Source organism: Rhodopseudomonas palustris (assembly GCF_007005445.1).
GTDB lineage: Bacteria > Pseudomonadota > Alphaproteobacteria > Rhizobiales > Xanthobacteraceae > Rhodopseudomonas > Rhodopseudomonas palustris_G.
In genome coordinates this window covers 4,216,500-4,241,774 of record NZ_CP041387.1, presented here as the reverse complement: position 1 = coordinate 4,241,774, position 25,275 = coordinate 4,216,500, and the positions used below count along the sequence as shown (strand labels likewise).

Sequence of the window (25,275 nt, the reverse complement as noted above, 5' to 3'; positions counted from 1 at the left end):
CCGGCGCCACAGACACAGCATTGCGGACCGACCGATGAGTGACACTGGCCTTTCTGCGAGGCCGCCCGCCGCTCCCGAGCAGCCGGCCAGCGTGAGCACGCCGGGCGGTGCCTATCGGGTGCTGGCGCGGAAATATCGCCCCAACAGCTTCGAGGATCTGATCGGCCAGGAAGCGGTGGTCCGCACCGTCTCCAACGCGTTCGATACGGGCCGGATTCCGCAGGCCTGGATTCTCACCGGCGTCCGCGGGGTCGGCAAGACCACCACGGCGCGCATCCTGGCGCGGGCGCTGAACTACGAATTGCCGGACGGCTCGGTGAAGGGGCCGACCATCCACATGCCGGTGCACGGCGTGCACTGCAAGGCGATCATGGAAAGCCGGCACATGGACGTGCTGGAGATGGACGCCGCCTCGCACACCGGTGTCGACGACGTCCGCCAAATCAACGACAGCGTGCGCTATGCGCCGGCTTCTGCGCGCTACAAGGTCTACATCATCGACGAAGTTCACATGCTGTCGACGGCGGCGTTCAACGCCTTCCTGAAGACGCTGGAGGAGCCGCCGGAGCACGCCAAATTCGTGTTCGCCACCACCGAGATTCGGAAAGTCCCGGTGACGGTGCTGTCGCGTTGCCAGCGCTTCGACCTGCGCCGGGTCGAGGCCGATGTGCTGATGAACCACCTGTCGAACATCGCCCAGAAGGAAGGCGTCGAGGTCGAGCCGGAAGCGCTCGGCATCGTGGCCCGCGCCGCTGAAGGCTCGGTGCGCGATTCGCTATCGCTGTTCGATCAGGCGATTGCGCATGCCGCGGGCGTGGTGCGGGCGGATGCCGTGCGGCAGATGCTCGGGTTGGCCGACCGGACGCGAGTGATCGAATTGTTCGATGCGCTGGCGCGCGGCGACATCGCTGCCGCGTTTGCCGAATTCCGCGACCAATACGACACCGGCGCTGACCCGGTGGTGGTGCTTTCCGATCTCGCTGAGTTCGTCAATTTCGTCACCCGCGTGAAGATCGTGCCGGCGATCGCCGACAATGTCGCGTTCGGCGAAACCGAGAGGGTGCGCGGGCGCGAGTTCGCCGCCAAGCTGTCGATGCGGGTGCTGTCGCGGATGTGGCAGATGCTGCTGAAGGGTGTCGCCGAGGTGCAGGGCGCGACCCGCCCGGCCGCCGCCGCCGAGATGGTGCTGGTGCGGATCGCCTATGCGGCCGATCTGCCGACCCCGGAGGAAGCGCTGCGGATGTTGCAGCAGAGCGGCGGCGGCGATGCGCCGGCGATTCCAGGCGGTGGCGGCACGCGCGGCGGCTCGTCCGCGCCGGTGGCGTCGGCGGCCTCGCTCTCCGCCCCGAGCGCGGCGGCGTTGCCGCGCAGCGCCCCCACGATGAGTGTGGGTGGTGCGCCGACGATGCTGCGCGGCGGTCTCGACAATGCGGCGCGCTCCCCGGTCAGCGCGCCGGCGCCCGAGCCCGAACCACCGGCGCTGAAGATCACCACGTTTCCGCAGCTCGTCGCGCTGGCGTCGGAGAAGCGCGATGTGATGACCCGTCTGGCGCTCGAAGCCGACGTGCGGCTGGTGCGGATCGAGGACGGGCGGCTCGAACTGGCGCTGGAGCCCACCGCGTCGCGCAGCCTGATCAACGAACTCGGGCGCAAGCTCGAGCAATGGACCGGCCGGCGCTGGACGGTGATCGTCTCCAACGCGCCCGGCCAGCCGACGCTGCGCCGGCAGAGCGAGGCGCAGCAGAACGAGCGTGAGCGGGCGGCGGAGAACGATCCGCGGGTGCAGGAAGTCCTGGCGCGGTTTCCCGGCGCCAAACTGACGGTGCGGCGGCTCGCCTCCGAGCCGGTGGAGATCGAGTCTGATATGGACGATCCCTCCGAGCGAATCGACGAAGACGACTAGCGATCTGAAAGGAATCCGATCATGGCTGACTTTCTCGGCATGATGAAACAGGCGGCGCAGCTTCAATCGAAGATGAAGGCGATGCAGGCCGAACTCGACCAGATCGAGGTCGAAGGGCTGTCCGGCGGCGGCCTCGTCAAGGTGCGGATGAGCGCCAAGATGGAGGTGCGTGGCATCTCGATCGACCCGTCGCTGATCAACCCCGAGGAGCGCGAAGTCCTCGAAGATCTTCTGGTGGCGGCGCATGGCGACGCCCATCGCAAAGCGGAAGCGGCGATGCAGGAGAAAATGCAGGCGCTGACCGGGGGCCTCGGCCTGCCGCCTGGACTCGGCCTGGGTTAGTCTTTTCCGGCCTTTCGATTCGCCCCACCAAACGCCCGTCTCCGTGACGAGACCGGCGGAAGCCGTGCGTCGCGCGTCCGACCACCGAACGGAGACGAATTCCCGATGGCCAGTTCGGTCGCAGGCCCCGAGATCGAACGTCTGATCCAGTTGCTGGCGCGGCTTCCCGGATTGGGGCCGCGGTCGGCGCGCCGCGCCGCGCTGCATCTGATCAAGAAGCGCGACGCGCTGATGGCACCGCTCGCCGCGGCGCTCCAGGTCGCGATCGACAAGATCCAGGTGTGTACAACCTGCGGCAACATCGACACGCAGAATCCCTGCACGGTATGCACCGATCCGCGGCGCGATTCCTCGATCATCGTGGTGGTGGCCGACGTCGCCGATCTGTGGGCCCTCGAACGCGCGTCCGCCACAAACGGCCGATACCACGTTCTCGGCGCGACGCTGTCGCCGCTCGACGGCGTCGGCCCGGATGATCTGACGATCGACGCTTTGGTGAAGCGCGCGCACGATCCCGGCGTCGCCGAGATCATCCTGGCGCTGAACGCGACTGTCGACGGCCAGACCACCGCACATTACGTCACCGACCTTTTGCAGGACGCAGGCGTCAAGGTGACCCGGCTGGCTCATGGCGTACCGGTCGGCGGTGAACTCGACTATCTCGACGAAGGAACGCTGTCGGCGGCGATGCGACAGCGTACCTTGTTCTGACCTAACCGGATTGGACCTAATGACTCGATTCCGCTTCCCGTTCTTGACGATCGCCGCGCTCGCCGTCACGCTCGCCGCCCCCGCGGCATCGGCGAATGATGCGCCACAGGGCGGCCAGGCGCAGGCGGCGCTGCCGAAGCCCACCGCGCTGCGGATCGGCGACCTGCTCAGCGGCGAACTCAACGCGCTGAAGACGCGGGCGAGGGGCAAGGCCGGCCCGGTTTATCAGCTCGTCAGCGATCCGCGTCGGCTGCCGGCGCCGTCCGGGCTCTGCAACCTCGAAAACGGCCCCGAGACGTTCCAGATCGTTCCGGCGGACGAAGCCCAGGCATCGCAATTGAAGTCTCACCGCGGCAAACAGGTCGCGCTGAAGGTCGGGTCGGTGGCGTGCGCCAGCGAGCCCGGCCAGATCAGCGAAGCGGTCGTGACCAAATGGAGTCTGGTGAAGTAAGCCGCAGCCACTCGCGTTCGTGGGGAGCGAGCGTTTGCTACGCCTTCGCCGGCCGGAGCGTGGCGAAGTGGTCGCGGCGTTGCAGAAAGGCCAGCAGCACCAGGCTCGGGACGGCCACTGCGACGCTGATGATGAAGAATGCCGGCCAGCCGGTCGCCTGTGCCACGTAGCCGGCGCCGGCGGACAGATAGGTGCGACCGACCGCGGCCAGCGCGGTGAGAAGCGCGTACTGCGTTGCGGTATGTAGCGGGTTCTGGCACAGCGCCGACAGGTACGCGACGAAGATCACCGTGCCGATCGCGCCGGTGAAATTCTCCACCGAGATCGCCATCGCCAGCGCCCATTGATTGACGCCGACGGTCGACAGCCAGGCGAACGCCAGATTCGACACCGCCTGCAGCACCGCCCCGATCCACAGGCTGGTGACCAGCGAATAGCGCCGGGCCAAATAGCCGCCGGCGAAGCCGCCGATCAGCGTTGCCGCCAGCCCGACTCCCTTGACGATCGCCGCATAGTCGTTGCGCGAATAGCCGAGATCGATCACGAACGGCGCCGTCATGGTGCCGGAGAACGCGTCGGTGAACTTGAACAGCACCACGAAGGCGAGGACGGTGAGCGCATCCTTGCGGGTGAGAAATTCGGTGAAGGCGCCGAGCGCCGCGTGGAACACCCGCTTGAAGCTGCTTTCGCCGCTGGTCGCCGCTTCGGCGCGGCGTGACTGCTCCGGCTCGGTGGCGACCAGCGCCGTGACGGTGCCGATCAGCACCATTGCGGCCATCGTCACATAGCCCCACATCCACGCGGTGTTGCGCGTCAGTCCAGTGCTCTCATAAGCGCTGACCAGGAACAGCACGCCAGCGGTCGAGATTAACATGCCGATCCGGTAGGCGGCCACATAGGACGCCATACCGGCAGCCTGCTCGTCTTCCGGAAGGCTCTCCACGCGGAAGGCGTCGATGACGATGTCCTGGGTCGCCGAGGCGGCGGCGACCAGCAACGCGCCGATTGCCACATACAGCGGCGACTTCGCCGGATCGGTGAGCGCCAGCAGCAGGATTGCGGCGATCAGCAATAGCTGCGCGAACACCAGCCAGCCGCGACGGCGGCCGAAGGCGCGCGTCAGCAGCGGGACATGCAGCGCATCGACCAGCGGCGCCCAGATGAACTTCAGCGTGTAGGGCGTGCCGACCAGCGCGAACAGCCCGATGGTGCCGAGATCGACGCCGGACTCCCGCATCCAGACCAGCAGCGTCGAGCCAGACAGTGCCAGCGGGAGCCCCGACGCGAACCCGAGAAACAGCACCACCAGCACGCGGGGCTGCAAATACACCGCCATCGCGTCGCGCCAGCCCGGCTTGGCGGGACTCTGCGGAGCGGCGGGATCGGCCTGTGGCAGGCCGGAAGCGGGGCTAGTCATGGGGTGAATCTATCCGATTCGGCGGCGCCAAGCGGGCGGCCGCGGTGATGATGGCCGGAGCCCTGCTTCGTCAGCTCCGCGTCATTTCGTCGATGCGGAAGCTCGCTGCGGCGAACAGGTCAGCGCGGTCGGGCGCCAACGGCGCTTCGGGCGCGGAAGCCGCTGCAGGGGCGGCCGGGTCGCTGAAGTCCAGCTCCTCGATCCGAGCGGCGCGGCGCTCGATCTTGTCGGCCGAGATCAGGATCTGGCGGACGTCGTCGTTGACCTGGCCGAAATGGGTCTGCAGTTTGGTGACGCGCTCGCGCAAGCGAGCCAGATCGTCGGACAGGCTGAGCACTTCGGTGCGGATCTGGTCGGCGGCGTCGCGCATGCGCGCGTCCTTCAGGATCTGCTGCATCACCTGGATCGCCAGCATCAAGAGCGACGGCGACACCAGCACGACGCGGGCACGATAGGCCTTCTGAATCACGTCGTCGAAACCGTCGTGGATTTCCGCATAGACCGACTCCGACGGCACGAACATCAGCGCGGTGTCCTGGGTCTCGCCCGGGATCAGATATTTCGACGCAATGTCGTCGACGTGGCGCATCACGTCGATGCGCAGCCGCTGCGAAGCGGACTTTCTCTCCTCGTCGGTCCGCGCCTCGCGCAGCGCTGTGACGGCTTCGAGCGGGAACTTGGCATCGATGCACAGCGGCGGCTGATCCGGCATCAGCACCACGCAGTCCGGCCGCTTGCCGGTCGACAGCGTGTATTGGAACGCGAACGAGCCCTTCGGCAGCCCGTCCTGCACGATCGTTTCCATCCTGGCCTGGCCGAACGCGCCGCGCGCCTGCTTGTTGGCGAGCACGTCGCGCAGGGTCGTCACCTGATCGGTCAATTCGGTGAGGTTGTCATGGGCACGGTCAATGATGCCGAGCCGCTCGTGCAGCGCCTGCAGGCTCTGCATGGTGTAGCGGGTCGACTGGGTCAGCGACTGGCCGAACCGGTGGGTGACGCTGTCGAGCCGTTCGCTCATCGCCCGGGCCATCTCGGCCTGGCGGCCGGCGAGCGCCCGGCCCATCGCATCGACCCGGCCGTTGGCCTCGTGCTGGGCCCGCATCAACAGTGCCAGCCGCTGGTCGATCTCTGCGGTCCGCCGCGCGGCGCTGCCCCGGGCCACCAGCACGGCGATGATCGCGAGCAGCGCCAGTGCCACGACTGCAATAGCCCCGCCGGCCATTCCGACGCTGACCGGGAGGTCGCCGAACCTGAACAGGATCTGATCCATCGCCGCCGGTGTCGCAGATTGCACACTCATGGGGAACGAAGATAGAACAGGGCGCTGAACAGACCTTTAAGCCCGAACGCGCCGAAAGTGGCAGAGGCTCCGTTCGGTCCCGGATTGACCGCAACGTCGGCGCCGCTTAAATCGCCGCCATGGCCCTGCGCGAAATCATCATCCTGCCCGACAAGCGGCTACGTGAAATCTCCAAGCCCGTCGCCGAGGTGACGACCGAGATCCGCAAGCTCGCCGACGATATGTTCGAGAGCATGTACGAGGCCCCCGGAATCGGGCTGGCGGCGATCCAGATCGCCGAGCCGGTGCGGCTGATCACGATGGATATCGTCCGCAAGGAGGGCGACGGCAAAAGCGATCCGCGCGCCTTCATCAATCCTGAGATCGTCGGCGCGTCCGCTGAGATGAACGTCTATGAGGAAGGCTGCCTGTCGATCCCGGAATACTACGCCGAGGTCGAGCGCCCGAAGACGGTGCGGATCCGCTACACCGATCTCGACGGCAACGTCCGGGAAGAGGACGCCGACGGTCTGTTCGCGACCTGCATCCAGCACGAGATCGACCACCTCAACGGCGTGCTGTTCGTCGATCACCTGTCGAAGCTGAAGCGCGCGATGGTGATTCGCAAGTTCGAGAAGGCTGCCAAGCGCGGCATCAAATACGTCTGAGCGCTCGCGCAGGTGACCGGCGGGCGCGTTGCGGCCGCTCGGCCTCCATCGCCAGATCTGTCCAGGACTTATGTCATGCCGCTTCGCCTCGTCTTCATGGGCACGCCCGAATTCGCGGTGCCGACGCTGCTGGCGCTGTCGGCCTACGGGCACGACATTGCCGCGGTTTACACGCGCGAGCCGAAACCGGCCGGTCGCGGCATGAAGCTGCAGGAGACGCCGGTGGCGCTCGCGGCACATCGGCTGCAGGCGCCCGTGCTGACGCCGAAGACGTTGCGCACCGAGGAGGCGCTGGCGAATTTTCGCGCCCACGAGGCGGATGCGGCCGTCGTCGTCGCTTATGGCATGATTCTGCCGCAGCCGATTCTCGATGCGCCCGCACTTGGCTGCTTCAATCTGCACGGCTCGCTGCTGCCGCGCTGGCGCGGCGCCGCGCCGCTCAATCGCGCCATCATGGCGGGTGACGCCGAAACCGGCGTGATGGTGATGAAGATGGACGCTGGCCTCGACACCGGCGACGTCGCGATGGCCGAGCGGATCGCCATTACCGACGCCATGACGGTCACCGACGTGCACGATCAGCTCGCCCGGCTCGGCGCCGACCTGATGGTGCGGGCGATGGCGGCGCTGGAGCGCGGCGGGCTGCAGCTCACCAGGCAGCCCGAAGATGGCGTCACCTACGCGGCCAAGATCGACAAGGCCGAAGCCAGGATCGACTTTTCGCAGCCGGCGCGCGCGGTGCTGCGCCACATCCACGGCCTGTCGCCGTTCCCGGGCGCGTGGTGCGAATTGCCGATCGAAGGTCAGCCGGTGCGGATCAAGGTGCTGCGCTGCGCGCTCGCCGAGGGCCGCGGTACGCCGGGCGAAGTGATCGGCGATGATCTCACGATTGCTTGCGGCGACGGCGCGATCCGGATCGCGCAATTGCAGCGCGCCGGCAAGCAGCCGATGACCGTCGAGGAGTTTTTGCGCGGCACCCCGATCGCGAAGGGCGTGCGGGTGGCTTAGGGTTCTATCCGAGCCGCTACCCCAATCGTCGGCCGTCACCACCCGCGCATGCGGGTGGCCCAGTATCCCAGAGCGTTCGTGATCTGTTACTGACGCTCTGCAATACTGGGTCGCCCGGTCGAGCCGGGCGATGACGACAGAATTCGGGGCTACGCCGCGCCCTAAAGATGAGTCGCATGCCCCGCTACAAACTCACCATCGAATATGACGGCGCGCCGTTTTGTGGCTGGCAGTTGCAGCCGAAGCTTCCGTCGGTGCAGGGCGCGCTGGAGGCGGCGGCACTAGCGACGTGCGGCGAGGCGGTGCGGGTGCACGGCGCCGGCCGCACCGACGCGGGCGTCCACGCGCTCGGGCAGGTGGCGCATCTCGACATCGCCAAGCCGTTCCGCGCCGACAAACTCCGCGACGCGCTGAACGCCCATCTGCGGCCCAATCCGGTCGCGGTGCTGGCGGCCGAGATCGTGCCGGAGACGTTCGAGGCGCGGTTCTCGGCAGTGCGGCGGCACTATCGCTATCGCATCGCCAACCGCCGCTCCAACCTGGCGCTCGATCTCGGCAAGGTGTGGCGGGTGCCGAAGTCGCTCGATACCGACGCGATGCACCGCGCCGCGCAGGTGCTGATCGGCAAGCACGACTTCACCACATTCCGCGACACCGAGTGCCAGGCGGCCTCGCCGGAGAAGACCCTCGACCTGCTCGACGTGATCCGCGACGGCGACGCCGTCGATATCGTCACGAATGCGCGCTCCTACCTGCACAGCCAGGTCCGCTCGATGGTCGGCTCGCTGGTTTGGGTCGGCGAAGGCCGCTGGACCGCAGATGATCTCGCCGCCGCACTTGCCGCGCGTAAGCGCTCCGCCTGCGGCCCGGTCGCACCGCCGGAGGGGCTGTATCTGGTGCAGGTGGATTACTGAGCGCCCACACTCGTCATTCCGGGGCGCGCGTAGCGCGAACCCGGAATCTCGATGTTGTAGCGAACGCAGCGGTGAACTGAATCTCGAGATTCCGGGTTCGCTCGCTTTGCGAGCGCCCCGGAATGACGGGTCGTTGTGATTACTTGAAATACCGCTCCAGCACGCCACGATAGATCGCGGTCAGCTTGTCGAGGTCGCTCACCGGCGTGCGTTCGTCGATCTGGTGCATGGTCTGGCCGACCAGGCCGAATTCGACAACCGGGCAGAACTTGGCGATGAAGCGCGCGTCGGAGGTACCGCCGCCGGTGTTGAGATTGGGCGTCCGGCCGGTCACTTCCGCGATTGCGGCGCCGACCAGATCGGTGAAGGTGCCGGGCTTAGTGACAAACACATCGGCGTTCGACGGCAGCCACTCGATCCGGGCGCGGATGCGGTTGCCGCACGCGGCCGCGAGCCGCTGCTCGACCAGCGCCTTCAACGTGTCTTGCGTGTGGTGATCGTTGAAGCGGATGTTGAACTTGGCACGGGCCTGCGCCGGGATCACGTTGGTGGCCGGATTGCCGACGTCGACCGAGGTGAATTCGAGATTTGACGGCTGGAACTGCGCCGAGCCGGCGTCGAGCGGCTCGTCGTTCAGCGCGGTGATCAGTCTGGCAATGTCCGGCACCGGATTGGCGGCGCGGTGCGGGTAGGCGACGTGACCCTGCGTGCCGTCGACGATCAGCACGCCGGATTGCGAGCCACGCCGGCCGATCTTGATGGTATCGCCGATCGCCTCGACATTGCTCGGCTCGCCGACGATGCAGTGATCGAATTGCTCGCCGCGCTCGGCCGCCCATTGCAGCAGCTTGACGGTGCCGTTGACGGCGACGTCTTCCTCGTCACCGGTGATCAGGAACGAGATCGAGCCTTTGGGCTTGCCCTCGTTCGCCGCCAGATAGTCCAGCGTCGCCGCCACCGCGCAGGCGATTCCGCCCTTCATATCGACCGCGCCGCGGCCGTACAGCAGGCCGTCCGCGACGTCACCGGAAAACGCGTCGTGAGTCCATGCGCCCGTATCGCCCGCCGGCACCACGTCGGTGTGGCCGGCGAAGCAGAGATGCGGCGCGCTGGTGCCGATCCGTGCATACAGATTGTCGATGTCGGCGGTGCCCGGCTCGCTGAATGTGACGCGATGCACGTCGAAGCCGGCGCCCGTCAGCAGCGTTTCCAGCACGCCGAGCGCGCCGGCATCGGCCGGCGTCACCGACGGACAGCGCAGCAGCGCCTGCGCGATCTCGAGCGCGGTCGCGGTCACGGTGCGGTCAGTCCCGCAGCAGTTCGTTGATCGAGGTCTTGGAGCGGGTGCGCTCGTCGACGCGCTTGACGATCACCGCGCAGGCGGTCGCCGGGCCGGGAGCGCCGTTCTTGAGCGGCTTGCCGGGCAGCGTGCCGGGTACCAGCACGGCATATTCGGGCACTTCGCCGATGAAAGTTTCGCCGGTCTCGCGGTCGACGATCTTGGTCGAGGCGCCGAGGAACACGCCCATCGCCAGCACCGCGCCCTTGCGCACGATCACGCCTTCGGCGACCTCGGAGCGGGCGCCGATGAAGCAGTCGTCCTCGATGATCACCGGGCCGGCCTGCAGCGGCTCGAGCACGCCGCCGATGCCGGCGCCGCCGGAGATGTGGACGCGCTTGCCGATCTGGGCGCAGGAGCCGACGGTGGCCCAGGTGTCGACCATGGTGGATTCGTCCACATAGGCGCCGAGATTGACGAAGGACGGCATCAGCACCGCGTTCTTGGCGATGAAGGCGGAGCGGCGGACGATCGCACCCGGCACCGCGCGGAAGCCGGCCTCACGGAAGCGGTTCTCGCTCCAGCCTTCGAACTTCGACGGCACCTTGTCCCACCAGTTGGCGCCGCCGGGGCCACCGGCGATCACGCCCATGTCGTTGAGCCGGAACGACAGCAGCACCGCTTTCTTCAGCCACTGATTGACCGTCCAGGCGCCGGAGGCGTCGCGCTGCGCCACCCGCACCTTGCCCTGGTCGAGCAGATCGAGCGCATCGTTGACCGCCTCCCGAACCTCACCCTGGGTCGCAGGCGTGACGGTGTCGCGGGCGTCGAAAGCGGCGTTGATGGTAGATTCCAGGGCAGTGAGCGGCATCGACGGGTCCTTGGACGGATTTGTTCGGGGAATTTCGTGCAGTGTTTGTCCGGATTCGGCCCAGGAGAGTCAAGGCGGCGCCGGCCGCGTCGTCCGGGCGATCCCATATTCAATAGCATTGGATGGATCGCGGACGCCCCGGAATACTGGTTCGCCAGCCTGCGCGGGCGATGACGGCTGTGGATGTGGTGGCGCCGGTTTCCATTCTCTCGCGTCATCGCCCGGCTCGTCCGGGCGATCTAGTATCCCAGAGCGCTCGACTATTGGGGAGGCCGCCGATGCCGCGGCAGTTCTACGTCTATATCCTCGCCAGCCGGATAGGTGGCACGATCTACGTCGGCGTCACCAACGACCTCGTCCGCCGCATCGCCGAACACAAATCCAAGGAGGTCGAGGGTTTCACGCTGCGCTACGGCGTCGATCGGCTGGTGTATTTCGAGGTGTTCGACGATGCCGAGAATGCGATCCGCCGTGAGAAGCGGCTGAAGAAGTGGCCGCGGGAGTGGAAGGTCAGGCTGATCGAACAGCACAATCCGGATTGGAATGATCTGTACCCGGAGATCGCCGGTCCTGCCTAACTGGCGCACTGGAATACTGGTTCGCCCGCCTGCGCGGGCGATGACGGCTGGGGAGTGGCCGCGGCGTCGCTCCCACCCTCCCACGTCGTCGCCCGGCTTGTCCGGGCGATCCAGTATGCCAGAGCATAGGAGGGGAGGTCGCGGCCTCTCTGGAATACTGGATCGCTCGCATGCGCGGGCGATGACGTCGTTATTGGGGAGGCGCGGTGCCTTGCTTCGCGGCGCTCAGCGTCTTCAAAAATCCCGTCAGATCGTCCGTGACGTGATCGACATAGGCGGCGTCGCGGCCTTCCAGCTCCCAGTCTTCACGCACCACCTCCTGGCTTCCGTCGGGCACGACCAGCACGGTGGTCATGCCGAGCTGGTGCGGCACCGTGAGGTTGCGGGCGAGGTCTTCGAACATCGCGGCGCGCGCCGGGGCGACGCCGTGGCGGTCGAGGAAGCGGCGGTAGGTCTGAGGCGCCGGCTTCGGCTCGAGGTCGGCAGCGACGATGTCGAACACCGCCTCGAAATGATGCCCGATGCCGAGCCGCTCCAGCACCTTGCCGGCGTGCGCCACCGAGCCGTTGGTCAGGATCAGCTTGCGCCCCGGCAGCCGCTCGATTGCGTCGCCCATCGCCGGATTGGGCTCGAGCGGCGAATGGTCGATGGCATGAACGTAAGCGAGGTAGTCGTCGGCATGGACGCCGTGCTCTGTCATCATCCCGCGCATCGTGGTGCCGTAGCGCTTGTAGTAATCCTTCTGGATGCGGAAGGCCTCCTCCGGAGTCACTTTCAGCCAGGCGGCGACGAAGTCGCGAATCCGCGCATCGACCTGCTGCCACAGATTGAGGTGATGCGGATACAGCGTGTTGTCGAGGTCGAACACCCAGGTTTCGACGTGGTCGAAGTTGCGTTTACCGAGCTGCATCATGGTGTCGTGAACCTGAGTGGCTTGCCGTCGGAAAGATCGACCGCAGCAAAACCTGTGGCGGTGAGGCCGCGCCCGGCGCAGTCACCCTGTTCGCCGATCTCGAACTTGCTGTCGCGGGTGCACAGCAAGGTGCCGCCTCCCCAGTTCAGTGCGCGGCCCTTGATGCTGACCGGGCGGCCGCTGCCGTCGACCGCTTCGGCAAAGCTGAACACCCGTTTCGGCTGCGTACCGAGATCGGGACGCTGACATTGTCCGGGCGCGATGCCGTACCAGCCGCGGCTGGTGATCGTCTTGCCGTCGTCCTCGGCAACCGCCGCCATGATCTTGTACCTGGTGTCGTTGCACCAGGTCAGCCCGCCGCCGGACGGCTGCTGTACCGCCTTGATGATCACGTCGAAGAAATCCGGAGCGTCGACGATCTCCGGTTTCAGCCCCCGGCTTTTGAGGAAGGCGGACAGCGCCGCTCGCGTCTTCGGGCCGTCGACGCCGTCGATCGGCGAGGCATCGTAGCCGGCGATCAGCAGCAGCCGTTGGATCGCGGCCAGCTTGGCCTGCTCGTCGTCGTAGTCGGAATCCTCGGCCAGATACGCGATCTTGTTGCCGTCCTCGGTGTCGGTCGGCTTGATCTCGGTGAAGGCGGCGAGCGTCTGGCTGCCGCGGCACTGACGGGCGGCGGCGATGACGAAATTGTCCTCGGCGACGCACAGGCGGTCGGTACCGTTCTGCGGCAGCGGCGAGGCGCCGTACAGCGGCAGCACGCGTGCGTTCAGCATGATGCGGTCGGCATTGAGCGCGCCCGGCACCACGACGCGACATTGCGCCGGATCGATCCGCAGCCAGCCCCGCGTCGCCGTGGCGCCGCTCGAATCCACCCCGATCGCCGCCTCGACCACGTAGCTCATGCGGTTGCAGATCTTGAGGTCGGCGTGGGCGGCGGAGGTGAGGGCGAGGGTGGTGACAAAGGTGGCGAGGGCGCGCGATCTCCACCCCGTCATGCCCGGCCTTGTGCCGGGCATCCACGTCTTGCTGAGAAAACCGCCGGAAAGACGTGGATGGCCGGGACGAGCCCGGCCATGACGGATGTTATCGCCGCCGCCCCGCATCACTTGTGGATCAGCGTACCGGTGCCCTGGTTGGTGAACAGTTCGAGCAGCACCGCGTGCGGCACCTTGCCGTCGAGGATGACGACGCCTTCGACGCCCTGTTCGAGCGCGTAGATGCAAGTCTCGACCTTCGGAATCATGCCGCCCGAAATGGTGCCGTCGGCGATCAGCTTGCGGGCGTCCTTGATCGACAGTTCGGGGATCAGCTTCTTGTTCTGGTCGAGCACGCCGGGCACGTCGGTCAGCAGCAGCAGGCGCTTCGCCCGCAGAGCGCCGGCGACCGCGCCCGCGAAGGTGTCGGCATTGACGTTGAAAGTCTGGCCCGAGGCGGAGGTCGCCAGCGGCGCCAGCACCGGGATCAGCTCGTGCCCGATCAACTGGTTGAGCAAGGTCAGGTCGACTTTCTCGGGCTCGCCGACGAAGCCGAGATCGATCACTTCCTCGATCCGTGAATCCGGATCGACCATGGTGCGGGTCGCCTTGCTGGCGGACACCATGTTGCCGTCCTTGCCGCACAGGCCGACCGCCTTGCCGCCGGCTTCGTTGATGTAGCCGACGAGCTGCTTGTTGATCGAACCGGCCAGAACCATCTCGACGATCTCGATGGTGGCTGCGTCGGTGATGCGCAGCCCGGCGGCGAATTCCGACTTGATCCCGAGGCGCTTGAGCATCTGCGCGATCTGCGGCCCGCCGCCATGCACCACCACCGGGTTCACCGCGGTCTGCTCCAGGAGCACGATGTCGCGCGCGAACGCCTTGGCGGTGTCCTCGGCGCCCATGGCGTGGCCGCCGTACTTGATGACGATGGTTTCCTCGTCGTAGCGCTGCATGTGCGGCAGCGCTTCGGACAGTATCCGGGCCTGATCGAGCGGGCTGATGACGGGCGCGTCGGTCATGAAGCGGTCTTTCGAGCTGAAGGGACGGTCTGAACGAGCAATTCCGGGGCCGTTGCGGCGGGACAGATCGCTAGCACTTCGGCGCGGCCGATCCTAGAGGCCGCGGCCGCGGATCAGGGCCTGCGCCGCGGCCACAGCGCGGCGACCGCCAGCAGCAGCCAGCTCCCGATCAGGATCGAGCCGCCGGTCGGCGCGGCCATCGGAAACAGGCCTTGGCCGGTAAACTGTAGCATCGTCAGCGCGCCGGCAAACAGCGCGGTGCCGAACACGAAGCCGAACGTCGCCGCCAGCCCGGGAATCCGGTGAGCGATGCCTCGCTCGGTCAGCAGCACCGCCGCCGCGATTGCGCAGGCGTGAAACAGCAGCATCGACGATGCCGGGCCGAGCCGGCCGGCGTCCGGCACATGGGCGGCCGCGGCGGCGAGCGCCACGCCGGCGGCCCCGTACAGGCCGGCGATCGCAATCAGGAGGCGGAGGGCGGCGTGCATCAGCGGCGCTCGTCGAGCAGGCGGATCATCGCGGCGCGCAGCTCCGGCATTCCGGCGCCGGTGCGCGAAGAGGTGGTCAGCACCTCGGGGAATGCGGCCGGATGCTTGGTCAGTGCCGCGACGGTCGCGGTCACCCGCTCGGAGAGCTCGGCGGCTTTGACCTGGTCGGCCTTGGTCAGAACGATCTGGTAGCTGACCGCGGCCCTGTCGAGTGTCTTCAGGATGTCGAGGTCGACATCCTTCAGACCATGGCGGCCGTCGATCAGCACATAGACCCGCGCCAGCGTGGCGCGGCCCTGCAGGAAATGATGGATCAGCGAGGTCCAGGACGCCACCTTGGCCTTGGAGGCGGCGGCGTAGCCGTAGCCCGGCATATCGACCAGCCGCAGCCCGGCATTGGGCGGACCTTCGAAGAAGATCAGCTCCTGGGTACGGCCCGGCGTGTGCGAGGTCCGAGCCAGCGCATTGCGGCCGGTCAGCGCGTTGATCAGGCTCGACTTGCCGACATTGGAGCGGCCCGCGAACGCGATTTCTACGCTGCCCATCGGCGGCAATGTCTCGATCGACGGCGAGGCCCAGATGAAATGCCAGTCGCCTGCGAACATCTTGCGGCCGCGTTCGATCAGAGCTGGATCGATGGTGTCGGTCATTGAGCTTCCAAGTCCGGGGCACGGCCGCGCCCCAGGCACGGTCGTCATTCCGGGGCGCGCGCGCTTGCGCGCGAACCCGGAATCTCTGTGCGCGACAACCTCTGGATTCCGGGTTCGCCAGCTAGGCACGCGCCCCCGGAATGACGGCCCGTGTGAAAGGTCAGGCCGTCTTTTTCTTTTTACTGAACGACGATTTCAGGTTGTCGAACAGCTCCACCTTCACGCCGTTGCGACGCATGATGTAGGCCTGCTGGATCACCGACAGCAGGTTGTTCCAGGCCCAGTAGATCACCAGACCGGCCGGGAAGTGCGCCAGCATGAAGGTGAAGATCACCGGCATCCAGGCGAAGATCATCTGCTGGGTCGGATCCGGCGGCTGCGGGTTCAGCTTCATCTGGAACCACATCGTGAAGCCCATCACCAGCGGCCAGGCGCCGAGCACCAGATAGTGGCCGAGCACCGGGATCGCGGTCGGATCGTAAGGGATCAGGCCGAACAGGTTGAACAGGTTGGTCGGATCCGCCGCCGACAGGTCGTGAATCCATCCGAAGAACGGCGCATGCCGCATTTCGATGGTGACGAACAGCACCTTGTACAGCGAGAAGAACACCGGAATCTGCAGCAGGATCGGCAGACACCCGGCGACCGGATTGATCTTCTCCTTGCGGTAGATCTCCATCATCTCCTGCTGCTGCTTCACCTTGTCGTCGGGGTGACGCTCCTTGAGCGCGAGAAGCTGCGGCTGGATCGCCTTCATCTTCGCCATCGAGGCGTAGGATTTGTTGGCGAGCGGCAGGAAGATCAGCTTGATCAGCACCGTGACCAGCAGAATTGCGACGCCGAAATTTCCAACCAGATGGAAGAAGAAGTCGAGCGCCAGGAACATCGGTTTGGTGATGAAGTAGAACCATCCCCAGTCGATCAAGAGGTCGAAATGGTTGAGGCCGAGCTGGCGGTCGTATCCGCCGAGGCCGGCGAACGGGAAGTTGATGCCGACCACGCGGGCTTCCTTGGCGCCGGCGAACAGCCGGGCGTTGGCGCTCACCGTCCCGCCGATCGGAACCGTGCGGGCGTCTTCGAGATAGTCGGTCTGATAGGTGGTGACGTTGCCGGCCTTGTTGGCCGAGAACCGCGCCTGAAGCTGCGCGGTGTTGTCGGGCAACAGCGCCGAAGCCCAGTATTTGTCGGTTATGCCGAGCCAGCCGTTGGTCGCCTTGAAGCCGACTGACTTGGCTTCGTCGATCTTGCTGTAGCTGTATTCCTGCAGGCCGTGCTCGCCGAGATAACCGATCAGGCCTTCATGGAGGATGTAATAGCCCTCGACGTGGGGCGTGCCGTGGCGCGAGATCAGTGCGAACGGATACAGCGTCACCGGGGCGGCGCCGGTGTTGGTGACGTCGTCCTTGACGGTGAACAAATAGCGATCGTCGACGGCGATCTGGCGGCGGAAGGTCAGGCCCTCGCCATTGTCCCATTTCAGCGTGACCGGATTGGCCGGCGTCAGCGCGCCCGAGCCTTCCTGGGTCCAGACCGTGTTGTGGTCCGGCAGCTTGACGTTGGCGCCGGCTGCGCCGACCCAGCCGAACTCGGCATAATACGGCCGGGCGCTGCCCGACGGCGAGAACAGCTCGATCGGCGGCGACTTCGGGTCGACCGTTTCGCGATACTGCGTCAGCGCCAGATCGTCGATCCGTGCACCCTTCAGCGCGATCGAACCGGATAGCTGCGTGGTTTCGACCTTGATGCGCGGGGTGGCGGCAAGTGCGGCTTCGCGGCTGACGGTCGGGGTGGCAGCGGCCTGAGGATTGGCCGGAGAGGGCGCGCCCGGGGCCGACGGAGTGCCCGGCGCAGGCGTGGCAGACGGCGTTCCCGAGGGCGCAGTGCCGGGAGAGGTGGTCTGGGGCTGCTGCTGGGCCTGCTGGGCCTGTTGGGCGGCGCGCTGCTTTTCCATCTGCGGGATATTGATGAAATATTGCCAGCCGAGCAGCACGAGGCCCGACAGAACGACGGCGAGAATGGTGTTGCGATTGTCGGACATCGTCGGTTCTCGTCACTCACGCGGGTTTGGGCGATCGCCGCGCCGCCCGCTCGAGCGCGGTGCGCAGATCGCCGAGCATGACGGCAAAGTCGCGGCTCAGCGCCGCGCGGCGTCCGACCAGCACATAGTCGCTGTGCGGCAGCAGAAAACCGCGATCCGTCCGCTTCACCAATTCGCGCAGTCTGCGGCGAATTCGATTGCGTTCGGTCGCGGTGCCGATCTTCTTGGTCACGGTGAAGCCGACCCGGATCGGGCCCTGATCTTCGCGCCGCAGGCTCTGCAGCACGAAGGCAGGTCCGTTGATCCGCAGCCCGCCGGCAACGGCGATGAAATCCGCCCGCTGCCGCAACCGCTCCATCAACAGGTCCCGGGCGAGCCCGCTCAGGCGCTCAGACGCTTGCGTCCGCGAGCGCGGCGAGCCGCCAGCACCTTGCGGCCGCCGGTGGTGGCGAGACGGGCACGAAAGCCGTGACGGCGCTTGCGCACCAGTTTGCTGGGTTGATAAGTCCGCTTCACGGGCCGTTCTCCGTTGCCGGGTCAGTTATTCATTAAGTGGTGGGTAAGCCCGGAGATGTCGGCTCACAGATGAGCCGGATGCAGCCCAAAAATGAACCGCCCCGGGCAAAGCCGGGTCATCGCGGACAGTTGGCGCGGCTTATACGGGAGCGTCTTGGTCTCGTCAATTGCGCGCGGCGGCGGTTTTGCGCCGCGCCGGCCGTGTCGAATCCGCGCGCTCGTCTTCACGGATGAGAAAACGGTAATTTGACCTGCTTCTCGCAAAGGAGCATCTTGACATTAGATAATGTCGCGATTCCGGCCCGGGGGCCGGCGGTGAGGAGCGGACCGGAGCGAGGCGCGGTGCAGACAGCGGACAAACAGCCGGAAACGCACGCCTGGCGGCGCGGTCTGGAGCCCAAGATCGGGCTGTCCGGCAAGCTGTTGCTGCTGACGATTCCGCTGATCCTGATCGCCGAAATCCTGATCTACGTGCCGTCGATCGCCAATTACCGATTGAACCGGCTGAACGACCGCCTCGCGGCCGCGAACACCGCCGTGCTGGTGCTGGATGCGTCTCCGTCGGGCCGGGTGCCCGATTCTCTTGCGCAGCAGATCCTGGATTCGATCGAGGCCCGCGCGGTGGCGATCAAGATGGGGCAGCAGCGCCGGCTGCTCGCCAGCTCCAATCTGCCGACCACGATCGATCACGTCGTCGACATGCGCAAGGTCACGCCATGGGGCGCGATTCTCGATTCCTTCGTGGTGATGCTGGAGAGCGGCAATTCGGCGATCCGGGTGGTCGGCCCGGGCGAGGGCAATGCCGAATTCATCGAGGTGGTGATCGACGCCGCGCCGCTGCGCATTGCGATGTACCGGTTCTCCAGCAATCTGTTGCTGGTGTCGCTGACCATCACCAGCCTGACCACGGCGCTGATCTATCTGGCGCTGCATTTCCTGTTCGTGCGGCCGATGCGGCGGCTGACCGCCAATATGGTGAATTTCCGTCGCGATCCGGAAAGCCCGGCCTCGATCGTGGTGCCGGGGCCGCGCGGCGACGAAATCGGCCTCGCCGAGCGCGAATTGTCGGACATGCAGCGCGATCTGGTGTCGATGCTGCATCAGAAGAGCCGGCTCGCCGCGCTCGGCCTCGCGGTGTCCAAGATCAACCACGATCTGCGCAACCTGCTGGCGTCGTCACAGCTTCTGTCGGACCAGCTCTCCAGCGTGCCGGACCCGCGGGTGCAGCGCTTCGCGCCCAAACTGGTGCGCTCGCTGGAGCGGGCGATCGCGTTCTGCCAGTCGACGCTTTCTTACGGCCGCGCCCAGGAGGCGGCGCCGGATCGCCGCAGCATCCTGATCGAGCCGCTGGTCAACGATGTCCGCGAAACCGCCGGGCTCGCCGATGATGCGTCGATCACCTGGGTGGCGGCGATCGAGCGCGGCCTGACCATCGATGCCGACCCCGACCAGTTGTTCCGCGTGCTGCTCAACCTGGTGCGCAACGCCGCGCAGGCGCTGGAAAGCCTGCCGCGCGGCGATGCCAATCTGCTGCAGATCCGCATCACCGGCCGCCGCGAGGGATCGGTGACGGTGCTCGAAGTCTCCGATACCGGCCCCGGCGTGCCGCAGAAGGCCCGCGACCACCTGTTCGAGGCGTTTCACGGCTCGGTCCGCGCCGGCGGTTCGGGACTCGGCCTCGCCATCGCGGCCGAGCTGGTGCGGGCCCATGGCGGCGACATCAAGCTGGTCGAGGGCACCATCGGCGCGACCTTCCGGATCTCGATCCCCGACCGCCCCGTCGATCTGCACAGCCTGCGCAGCGAACGCGCCCGCGCCTGACCCCGGCCTGCCTTTTCGAGCTGAATCGCCGTATCCGTGCGGAATCCAAGCTGTTCGCGCCGGCAAGCTGCGCCGTCGCGATCCGGAGCCGCCTCCGCACCGGCAGTTTAGCGCACGGTGCGGGCCACCTCCGGCGCCGAGGCCGGCGGGTTTTCCCCGCGGGAATCGCGGCGCGGCGGGCGTCGTCGTCGATCCGTCAGAAAAGAGCATCCGCGGCGCTTGCCAATCCGGATCGGAGCCGCTAGCTATGGCGGCCTTCGCAGCGCTTCGCCGCTGCGGACCGCCGGCGGCTCAGGGCTTGACCCGACGAGACCCGCGGCAGACGCGCCCGTAGCTCAGCTGGATAGAGCACCAGACTACGAATCTGGGGGTCAGAGGTTCGAATCCTTTCGGGCGCGCCATTAGCATATTAATTCTTCAGACGTTTTCGTTTATCATTCTCAATGAGAATGCGTCCGCCGCCCTCAATAACAGTCCCATACCAATCACATACCATCCCGCAGCTTCTGATTGGAGGAAGCGGTGGAGCGTTCGCCCCGGCCCCGATTGGAAGTCGGCTTCCTAGCTTTCGCAATCCGCAAGCCCACGTTTTTCGTTGGTTGATCCGCTTTGACGGAGTCCAGAATGTCGACGCGACCTTCCAACAAGTGAACGATCACTGGGAGCGCGCCCGCGACAAGTTCGACCTCTCAAGCTTGAACCGGTACCTGCAACTCGTGAAGCTGCGGCAGCCTACTGCGCTCTGAAGCAAATAGGCCGCATAGGCTGGGCCGAATTGTTAAGCCCAAACACGATCATCTGCATTGAACGCGCGGGCATATAGTAGCAACATTTCACTCTCGATGCCGTCGCGCACTCTTTGCTCACTCATGTCAGCCCCCAAATCAGCCAACGATCGGTGGGGCAACAATCAAGTCCATCGTAATAGCCAAACTGCACTTTGGTTTGAACGAACATGACTACACCTGCAGATAACGAGCCGTTTAGCAGAATACTCGACGAAATCGTGCGCGTCCGAGAAAAGGTAGCCATTCTTGCGGATGGCGCCGAAAAGGAGCAGGCGCGTCGTTCCACAAAAGCTTACAGTATCATCTGCAAGCTTCGGGACCATTGGGTCACACAGGCTGTTCTTTTATCTGGCGCAATTGGCGGGATTCTCTCTGTATGGAATTACTTAAGAGAAACCGATAATAGGCATATCGACAGAGTAGTGAGCGCTTGGCAGCTCTTAGCTCAGCCCGGCGGGGGCAATCTTGGAAAGAAGGATGCGCTCGAATATCTAAATACACATGACTGCTTGCTTGGTCGCGCCTTTGGATCGTCGTCCTGGCTGTCTAAGCTAAGTTACTGGGGTTCTGCACCACGGTGCATCTACAATCTAACTTCTACACCTGATCAAATCAGCAAGACGGATTTTTCGGGGCTTGATCTTGCGCCGAAGCAAAAAGGCGCCTTCGTAAGCTTAGCTGGCGCGACTCTTCACAGTCCGATGTTTGACCGGTCTGATCTGTCGGCGGTTGATTTCGGTGGCGCAACTCTGGTCGATGCTCGCTTTGAGAACACCATGCTCAGCGGCGCATCCCTCAGCTCATCCAATCTGAAGAATTTATTTTTCAGCGGAGACGCGAACTGCCTAGCCTTAAACGGGGCCACAGTTCTCGACTCTTCGTTCTTTGGAAGCCTGAGGCGCGCCGAGATACTTGGAACCAATTTCAAGAACTTCCAACTATCTCGCATGGACGCGCAACGTTCCTTAGTATCTGAATCCCGCTTCATTAAGGGAGAGCTATTCTTCGTAGACCTTACGTCAGCTGTGATTGACCGAACTAAATTTGAGAATGTGCGGATTATCAACTCCGCTTTTACCGCGGCAGACTTGTCAGGATCCTCGTTTTTACGTGCTCACTTCGGCGTTCTAGATCGAGAAAAATACGGCTGGAAGGCATCACACAGTCATCCCTTTCGTGATGCAAATTTGACCAATGCGCACTTCGAAGAGACGAGCTTTGATGATGTCGACCTTGAAGGCTCCTACTATTGCTTGAATGGCTCTCGCCCGGTCATTCCCGCTTCGTACTCTGGACCGATGCCGCAGCCAAGAGACTGCTCTGTCGTCACCCCTTCGATCTCCTACGAACGATGGCACGCCCCAGAGGGGGCGACATACTTAGATGGGACGAAAGCTGAAGATTGGCTAACTCGGAAGTGGCAAGATGAAGATTACAAAGACTGCAGGATTGAAACTATTGTGTCAGCCAAGACCAAATGGCGAGGATAAAGCGCTTCTCTCAAGGTAGATATCGCGGATGAAGCCGAGAGGACGGCGCTAGATCGCCTCCGACCATCATCAGTCAAGTCGGGACGATCCTGTCCTTTTCGCCGCCGCGCCGCGTGAGAAAGAGGAAGGATAGCGAGAAGGAGACCGAAGCGGACTACCGCTTCGGTTTTTTCGCGTTCAAATATGCGAGGGTGATTTCGCCCACGATTAACAGCGCGAGAGCCGCAAGGCTCCAGATGTCGTTCACAGCAATGATGATGGCGGCCCAGGTTGCGGACTTCATAGACGATCCCTGCCGGCCAGTGGCTGGCCGTTGCGAATTGCGGGGATCGCTTTGCGTCGCCTAGGCCCGCGGCGCGGTGCTTGTCACGGCACCAGAGATCATGTCGCCATTTAACGTCCGGCAGGACGGGGCATCACCCCAGTAGATTCTTTGATCCTAGACCCAAGTCCCGTAATCGGCGTCGTGGGCGCGCGCCGGGTGACTGGCTATATACATATGACTGTCGTGCCAGACCGCAAGGCGTTCTTTCAACCGAGAGATTTCAATGACCAATGTCCATATCGACCTGCTCGGCCCTACCGGAATGACCGAAGCCCGAACCGCCGCGATCAGCGCCTACGGCTGGTTCACCCATGCCCGGACCTCGGATCAGTTTGCGACGATCCAGACGGACGGCCTGAAGCCGACGTGGCCGCAGTCGCACATAACGCCGCAGGAGGTGATCGACGCCATCGGCGACGACGGCAAGAACATCATTTGCCTATCGTCATATCCCAAAAAGACGCCCCTCCTACTGAACAAGGGCGGCAAGTCTGCGTTCAAGCTCGCAGTGCACGCCAACAAGCTGCCCGCGCGCGTCGGCGTTGACTGGTCGTTCGGTGGTACCTGGGATTTGACCATCAGCAATCACCGACACATGAATGGCGCGCCGCTCGGACAGGTCTTCCTCTCGGTCCTTCGAAGCCGCGAGGTGATCATTTCCTACGACGCCATCCCGGCAGCGGATCTGAAGGTCTGTACCGAGGCGCTGCGTGACAAGCCGCCGTCCGACTGGCCCGATCTGGTCGACACAGATTTCACGCACGTGGCAATCTTCGGGCCAGACGACTTCGGCAACATCGCACTTTAGGCGGCGGCTAGGCGCGTCCGGGTATCGCCGCAGCAGGCCCTCGTGAACCGAGCCCGCGGCGTCTCGACCATCTGGCTTCGATTCCAAGCGCAACACAATGTCTCAAAAGGTCCTCTGGGCCGAGCGAGATGGACTCTCGCCGCTCAGAGTTCATGCAACATCGACCTGGCTCACCAATGGCGGGGCAACGCGTCCCGGATATTTATATTGCAATTTCAATTACATAAGAGTTCGCAGTTTTATTCTGAATGGCGCGCCATTTCAACGGACAGGCTTGGAGATTGGGCGGCCTCATCGCGCGACCTCGCGCTGAGCCGGTTTGCGGGTCCGACGCCGGCGCCTTGCCGATGTCTGGCCAGTACAGCGCATCGCTGGTCGGGCGCGGTCCGAAGATCGCCTGGCCGACCCGCACCACGTCGGCGCCTTCCTCGATCGCGATCTCGTAGTCGCCCGTCATGCCCATCGACAATTGCGTCACGCCGGGATGGACCGCCGGCCGCGCGGCCGCGCAGCTCGCGCAACAGCCGGAAGCAGTTCCGCACCCGCGGCGGATCGGGGCTCAGGATCGCCAGCGTCATCAGTCCGCGCGGCTTCAGCCGCGGGTAGTCCGTCAGGCGCTCGACGAACGGGATCAGCTCGTCGGGCTGCAGGCCGTATTTGCTGGCTTCGCCGGAGGTGTTGACCTGCACGAAGACGTCGAGATCGCGGCCCTGGGCGTCGAGGCGCCGGTTCAATTCCTCGGCCAGCCGGACGCTGTCGAGCGCATGAAACTTCGAGGCGAGCTGAACCAGATACTTCACCTTGTTGGTTTGCAGATGGCCGATGATGCTCCAACTGATCGCCAGATCAGCGAGGGCGGCGCGCTTGTCGCGCGCTTTTTCTCGCCGAAATCGGTGATGCCCGCGGCGAACGCCAGCCGCAGCACCTGCGCCGGGACTGTCTTGGTGACGGGAAGCAGCCGCACGTCTTCCGGCCGGCGGCCTGATCGACGGCAGGCGGCCGCAATGCGCTCCTGCACGGTCCGCAGGTTGGCGGCGAACATGCGCGCCGGATCGCTGCCGAACCGTGCGATGTCGTCGCCCGTCAGTCGATCTGCGACAGCCATTCCTCGAACATCCGCTGCGCGGCGAGATGCGCTTCACGTGGGATGCTCATCGCCTGCGCCCTCAATGCGCGCGGATCGATGCCGGCTGCCGACAGCTCCGCCGCGTGTCCGGTGAGCCAGCGCTCGATGCCGCGATCGACCTCGACTTCCGGGTGAAACTGCAAGCCCAGAACGGTGCGGCCGATCGCAAAGCCCTGAGTGGCGCACAGCGCCGTGGCGGCGAGGTTTTCGGCGCCGGCGGGAATCTGGAAGGCGTCGCCGTGCCAATGCAGCACCGGGACGCCGTCGAGATGCCGGAGCGGCCCGCGCCGCCCCGCATCGGTCAGCGTCAACGGCCCGAACCCGATTTCCTTGTGGCCCATCGGCGCGACGTCGGCGCCGAGCGTCGCGGCGATCAGTTGGGCGCCGAGGCAGATGCCGAAGGTCGGCCGATTCGCGGCGAGACGCGCCGCCAGAATCCGGCGCTCGTCGAGCAGATACGGATAGGCCTCCACTTCGTAGACGCCGATCGGTCCGCCGAGCACGATCAACAGATCCGGCTGTTCGGGACTCAGCGCCGATAGCGGTGCCTGATCGAGATCGACATAGCGGATGTCGTAGCCGGCCGCGGTGAGCACAGGTGCGAAGTAGCCGAGATCTTCGAAGACGACGTGCCGGATCACGACAGCGGTCTTCGAACGGGGCGGGTTGGTCATCGTGCACTCCGCACCACGTCTCGTACGAGTGACGCGTGCTGATCGAATGATTGTCCGAAACGGACATGTCGTCGCTCAGCATCACGCCATCGGCGGCCCCGATGTCAAGCCGCCGCGGCCATTGCGCTGCGCCGGCCGCGGTGAGAAATGCTGCCGGTTGAATGAGATCACTTCAGTTTCATGACGCGAAGCGCCGCGTATGATCGGAGTCAGGCGGG

Annotated in this window: 25 protein-coding genes, 1 tRNA gene and 1 pseudogene; 12 read left to right on the top strand and 15 right to left on the bottom strand. The window is 65.1% G+C overall.

The window, feature by feature from the left end; genetic code table 11:
- Positions 1 to 34 precede the first annotated feature (34 nt).
- The 4 genes from FLL57_RS19515 (at position 35) to FLL57_RS19500 (ending at position 3,407) form a co-directional block, all read left to right on the top strand.
- The gene (locus FLL57_RS19515) at positions 35 to 1,903 is read left to right on the top strand and encodes a DNA polymerase III subunit gamma/tau (protein ID WP_142883765.1); all 1,869 of its coding nucleotides are present in this window, start codon (positions 35 to 37) and stop codon (positions 1,901 to 1,903) included.
- Positions 1,904 to 1,924: 21 nt separating this feature from the next.
- Positions 1,925 to 2,245 carry a YbaB/EbfC family nucleoid-associated protein gene (locus FLL57_RS19510; protein WP_013500495.1) on the top strand — a complete coding sequence of 107 codons (321 nt, stop codon included), beginning with the start codon at positions 1,925 to 1,927 and terminating at the stop codon, positions 2,243 to 2,245.
- A gap of 105 nt (positions 2,246 to 2,350) precedes the next feature.
- Positions 2,351 to 2,956: a recombination mediator RecR gene (gene recR, locus FLL57_RS19505; RefSeq protein ID WP_047307357.1), complete on the top strand. Its 606-nt coding sequence runs from the start codon at positions 2,351 to 2,353 to the stop codon at positions 2,954 to 2,956.
- Between the two features lie 19 nt (positions 2,957 to 2,975).
- Positions 2,976 to 3,407 carry a hypothetical protein gene (locus FLL57_RS19500; protein ID WP_013500497.1) on the top strand — a complete coding sequence of 144 codons (432 nt, stop codon included), beginning with the start codon at positions 2,976 to 2,978 and terminating at the stop codon, positions 3,405 to 3,407.
- Positions 3,408 to 3,444: 37 nt separating this feature from the next.
- On the opposite strand, the gene FLL57_RS19495 is transcribed toward FLL57_RS19500, so the two are convergent.
- Both FLL57_RS19495 and FLL57_RS19490 read right to left on the bottom strand, forming a co-directional pair.
- Positions 3,445 to 4,824 carry an AmpG family muropeptide MFS transporter gene (locus FLL57_RS19495; RefSeq protein ID WP_047307355.1) on the bottom strand — a complete coding sequence of 460 codons (1,380 nt, stop codon included), beginning with the start codon at positions 4,822 to 4,824 and terminating at the stop codon, positions 3,445 to 3,447.
- 70 nt (positions 4,825 to 4,894) lie between these two features.
- On the bottom strand, positions 4,895 to 6,094 hold the full coding sequence (locus tag FLL57_RS19490; protein WP_142884252.1) for a DNA recombination protein RmuC: 1,200 nt from the start codon (positions 6,092 to 6,094) through the stop codon (positions 4,895 to 4,897).
- Between the two features lie 149 nt (positions 6,095 to 6,243).
- Between FLL57_RS19490 and def the strand changes: the two genes are divergently transcribed.
- The 3 genes from def to truA all read left to right on the top strand — a co-directional run bounded on the left by def (position 6,244) and on the right by truA (position 8,693).
- Positions 6,244 to 6,771, top strand: a complete 528-nt coding sequence (gene def, locus FLL57_RS19485) for a peptide deformylase (protein ID WP_047307353.1) — start codon at positions 6,244 to 6,246, stop codon at positions 6,769 to 6,771.
- 75 nt (positions 6,772 to 6,846) lie between these two features.
- Positions 6,847 to 7,779: a methionyl-tRNA formyltransferase gene (fmt, locus tag FLL57_RS19480; protein ID WP_142883763.1), complete on the top strand. Its 933-nt coding sequence runs from the start codon at positions 6,847 to 6,849 to the stop codon at positions 7,777 to 7,779.
- Between the two features lie 176 nt (positions 7,780 to 7,955).
- A complete protein-coding gene (truA, locus tag FLL57_RS19475; protein ID WP_142883761.1) occupies positions 7,956 to 8,693 on the top strand; it encodes a tRNA pseudouridine(38-40) synthase TruA in 738 nt (245 codons plus the stop codon).
- Positions 8,694 to 8,832: 139 nt separating this feature from the next.
- Here truA and dapE read toward each other — a convergent pair whose 3' ends face one another.
- A complete protein-coding gene (gene dapE / locus FLL57_RS19470) occupies positions 8,833 to 9,990 on the bottom strand; it encodes a succinyl-diaminopimelate desuccinylase (protein WP_142883759.1) in 1,158 nt (385 codons plus the stop codon).
- A 7-nt stretch (positions 9,991 to 9,997) separates the two neighbouring features.
- The gene (gene dapD, locus FLL57_RS19465; protein WP_142883757.1) at positions 9,998 to 10,843 is read right to left on the bottom strand and encodes a 2,3,4,5-tetrahydropyridine-2,6-dicarboxylate N-succinyltransferase; all 846 of its coding nucleotides are present in this window, start codon (positions 10,841 to 10,843) and stop codon (positions 9,998 to 10,000) included.
- A gap of 278 nt (positions 10,844 to 11,121) precedes the next feature.
- On the opposite strand from dapD, the gene FLL57_RS19460 reads away from it, so the two are divergent.
- Positions 11,122 to 11,421 carry a GIY-YIG nuclease family protein gene (locus FLL57_RS19460; protein WP_142883755.1) on the top strand — a complete coding sequence of 100 codons (300 nt, stop codon included), beginning with the start codon at positions 11,122 to 11,124 and terminating at the stop codon, positions 11,419 to 11,421.
- Positions 11,422 to 11,611: 190 nt separating this feature from the next.
- Here FLL57_RS19460 and FLL57_RS19455 read toward each other — a convergent pair whose 3' ends face one another.
- The 8 genes from FLL57_RS19455 to rpmH form a co-directional block, all read right to left on the bottom strand.
- Positions 11,612 to 12,334 (bottom strand): pyrimidine 5'-nucleotidase, encoded by a 723-nt coding sequence (locus tag FLL57_RS19455; RefSeq protein ID WP_142883753.1) that lies wholly within the window; start codon positions 12,332 to 12,334, stop codon positions 11,612 to 11,614.
- Entirely contained in the window at positions 12,331 to 13,350 is a 1,020-nt protein-coding gene (locus tag FLL57_RS19450) for a DUF1036 domain-containing protein (protein WP_433962605.1), read from the bottom strand. Before FLL57_RS19450 ends, FLL57_RS19455 begins: the two co-directional genes overlap by 4 nt.
- 86 nt (positions 13,351 to 13,436) lie before the next feature.
- Entirely contained in the window at positions 13,437 to 14,333 is an 897-nt protein-coding gene (gene argB, locus FLL57_RS19445) for an acetylglutamate kinase (protein ID WP_011156197.1), read from the bottom strand.
- Between the two features lie 113 nt (positions 14,334 to 14,446).
- Positions 14,447 to 14,821: a DUF423 domain-containing protein gene (locus tag FLL57_RS19440; RefSeq protein WP_013500507.1), complete on the bottom strand. Its 375-nt coding sequence runs from the start codon at positions 14,819 to 14,821 to the stop codon at positions 14,447 to 14,449.
- Positions 14,821 to 15,471 (bottom strand): ribosome biogenesis GTP-binding protein YihA/YsxC, encoded by a 651-nt coding sequence (yihA, locus tag FLL57_RS19435; protein WP_047307140.1) that lies wholly within the window; start codon positions 15,469 to 15,471, stop codon positions 14,821 to 14,823. Before yihA ends, FLL57_RS19440 begins: the two co-directional genes overlap by 1 nt.
- A 160-nt stretch (positions 15,472 to 15,631) precedes the next feature.
- The gene (yidC, locus tag FLL57_RS19430; RefSeq protein ID WP_013500509.1) at positions 15,632 to 17,509 is read right to left on the bottom strand and encodes a membrane protein insertase YidC; all 1,878 of its coding nucleotides are present in this window, start codon (positions 17,507 to 17,509) and stop codon (positions 15,632 to 15,634) included.
- 16 nt (positions 17,510 to 17,525) lie between these two features.
- On the bottom strand, positions 17,526 to 17,867 hold the full coding sequence (gene rnpA, locus FLL57_RS19425) for a ribonuclease P protein component (protein WP_013500510.1): 342 nt from the start codon (positions 17,865 to 17,867) through the stop codon (positions 17,526 to 17,528).
- Between the two features lie 23 nt (positions 17,868 to 17,890).
- Positions 17,891 to 18,025 carry a 50S ribosomal protein L34 gene (gene rpmH / locus FLL57_RS19420; RefSeq protein ID WP_006609582.1) on the bottom strand — a complete coding sequence of 45 codons (135 nt, stop codon included), beginning with the start codon at positions 18,023 to 18,025 and terminating at the stop codon, positions 17,891 to 17,893.
- 342 nt (positions 18,026 to 18,367) lie between these two features.
- Between rpmH and FLL57_RS19415 the strand changes: the two genes are divergently transcribed.
- From FLL57_RS19415 to FLL57_RS19405, 3 genes are all read left to right on the top strand, one after another.
- Positions 18,368 to 19,846 carry a sensor histidine kinase gene (locus FLL57_RS19415; RefSeq protein WP_013500511.1) on the top strand — a complete coding sequence of 493 codons (1,479 nt, stop codon included), beginning with the start codon at positions 18,368 to 18,370 and terminating at the stop codon, positions 19,844 to 19,846.
- A 324-nt stretch (positions 19,847 to 20,170) separates the two neighbouring features.
- A tRNA-Arg gene (locus FLL57_RS19410) sits at positions 20,171 to 20,247 on the top strand.
- Positions 20,248 to 20,801: 554 nt separating this feature from the next.
- A complete protein-coding gene (locus FLL57_RS19405; protein ID WP_013500512.1) occupies positions 20,802 to 22,124 on the top strand; it encodes a pentapeptide repeat-containing protein in 1,323 nt (440 codons plus the stop codon).
- Between the two features lie 154 nt (positions 22,125 to 22,278).
- Here FLL57_RS19405 and FLL57_RS23640 read toward each other — a convergent pair whose 3' ends face one another.
- Positions 22,279 to 22,407: a hypothetical protein gene (locus tag FLL57_RS23640; RefSeq protein WP_013500513.1), complete on the bottom strand. Its 129-nt coding sequence runs from the start codon at positions 22,405 to 22,407 to the stop codon at positions 22,279 to 22,281.
- A 265-nt stretch (positions 22,408 to 22,672) separates the two neighbouring features.
- Between FLL57_RS23640 and FLL57_RS19400 the strand changes: the two genes are divergently transcribed.
- Complete coding sequence (locus FLL57_RS19400; protein ID WP_013500514.1) at positions 22,673 to 23,257, top strand: hypothetical protein; 585 nt, start codon at positions 22,673 to 22,675, stop codon at positions 23,255 to 23,257.
- Positions 23,258 to 23,603: 346 nt separating this feature from the next.
- On the opposite strand, the pseudogene FLL57_RS19395 reads toward FLL57_RS19400, so the two are convergent.
- Together FLL57_RS19395 and FLL57_RS19390 are read right to left on the bottom strand one after the other, a co-directional pair.
- Positions 23,604 to 24,362: pseudogene (locus FLL57_RS19395) on the bottom strand (YggS family pyridoxal phosphate-dependent enzyme); the annotation flags it as partial.
- Entirely contained in the window at positions 24,341 to 25,057 is a 717-nt protein-coding gene (locus FLL57_RS19390; RefSeq protein WP_013500515.1) for a glutamine amidotransferase, read from the bottom strand. The gene FLL57_RS19390 and the pseudogene FLL57_RS19395, both read right to left, overlap by 22 nt.
- Between the last annotated feature and the right edge of the window lie 218 nt (positions 25,058 to 25,275).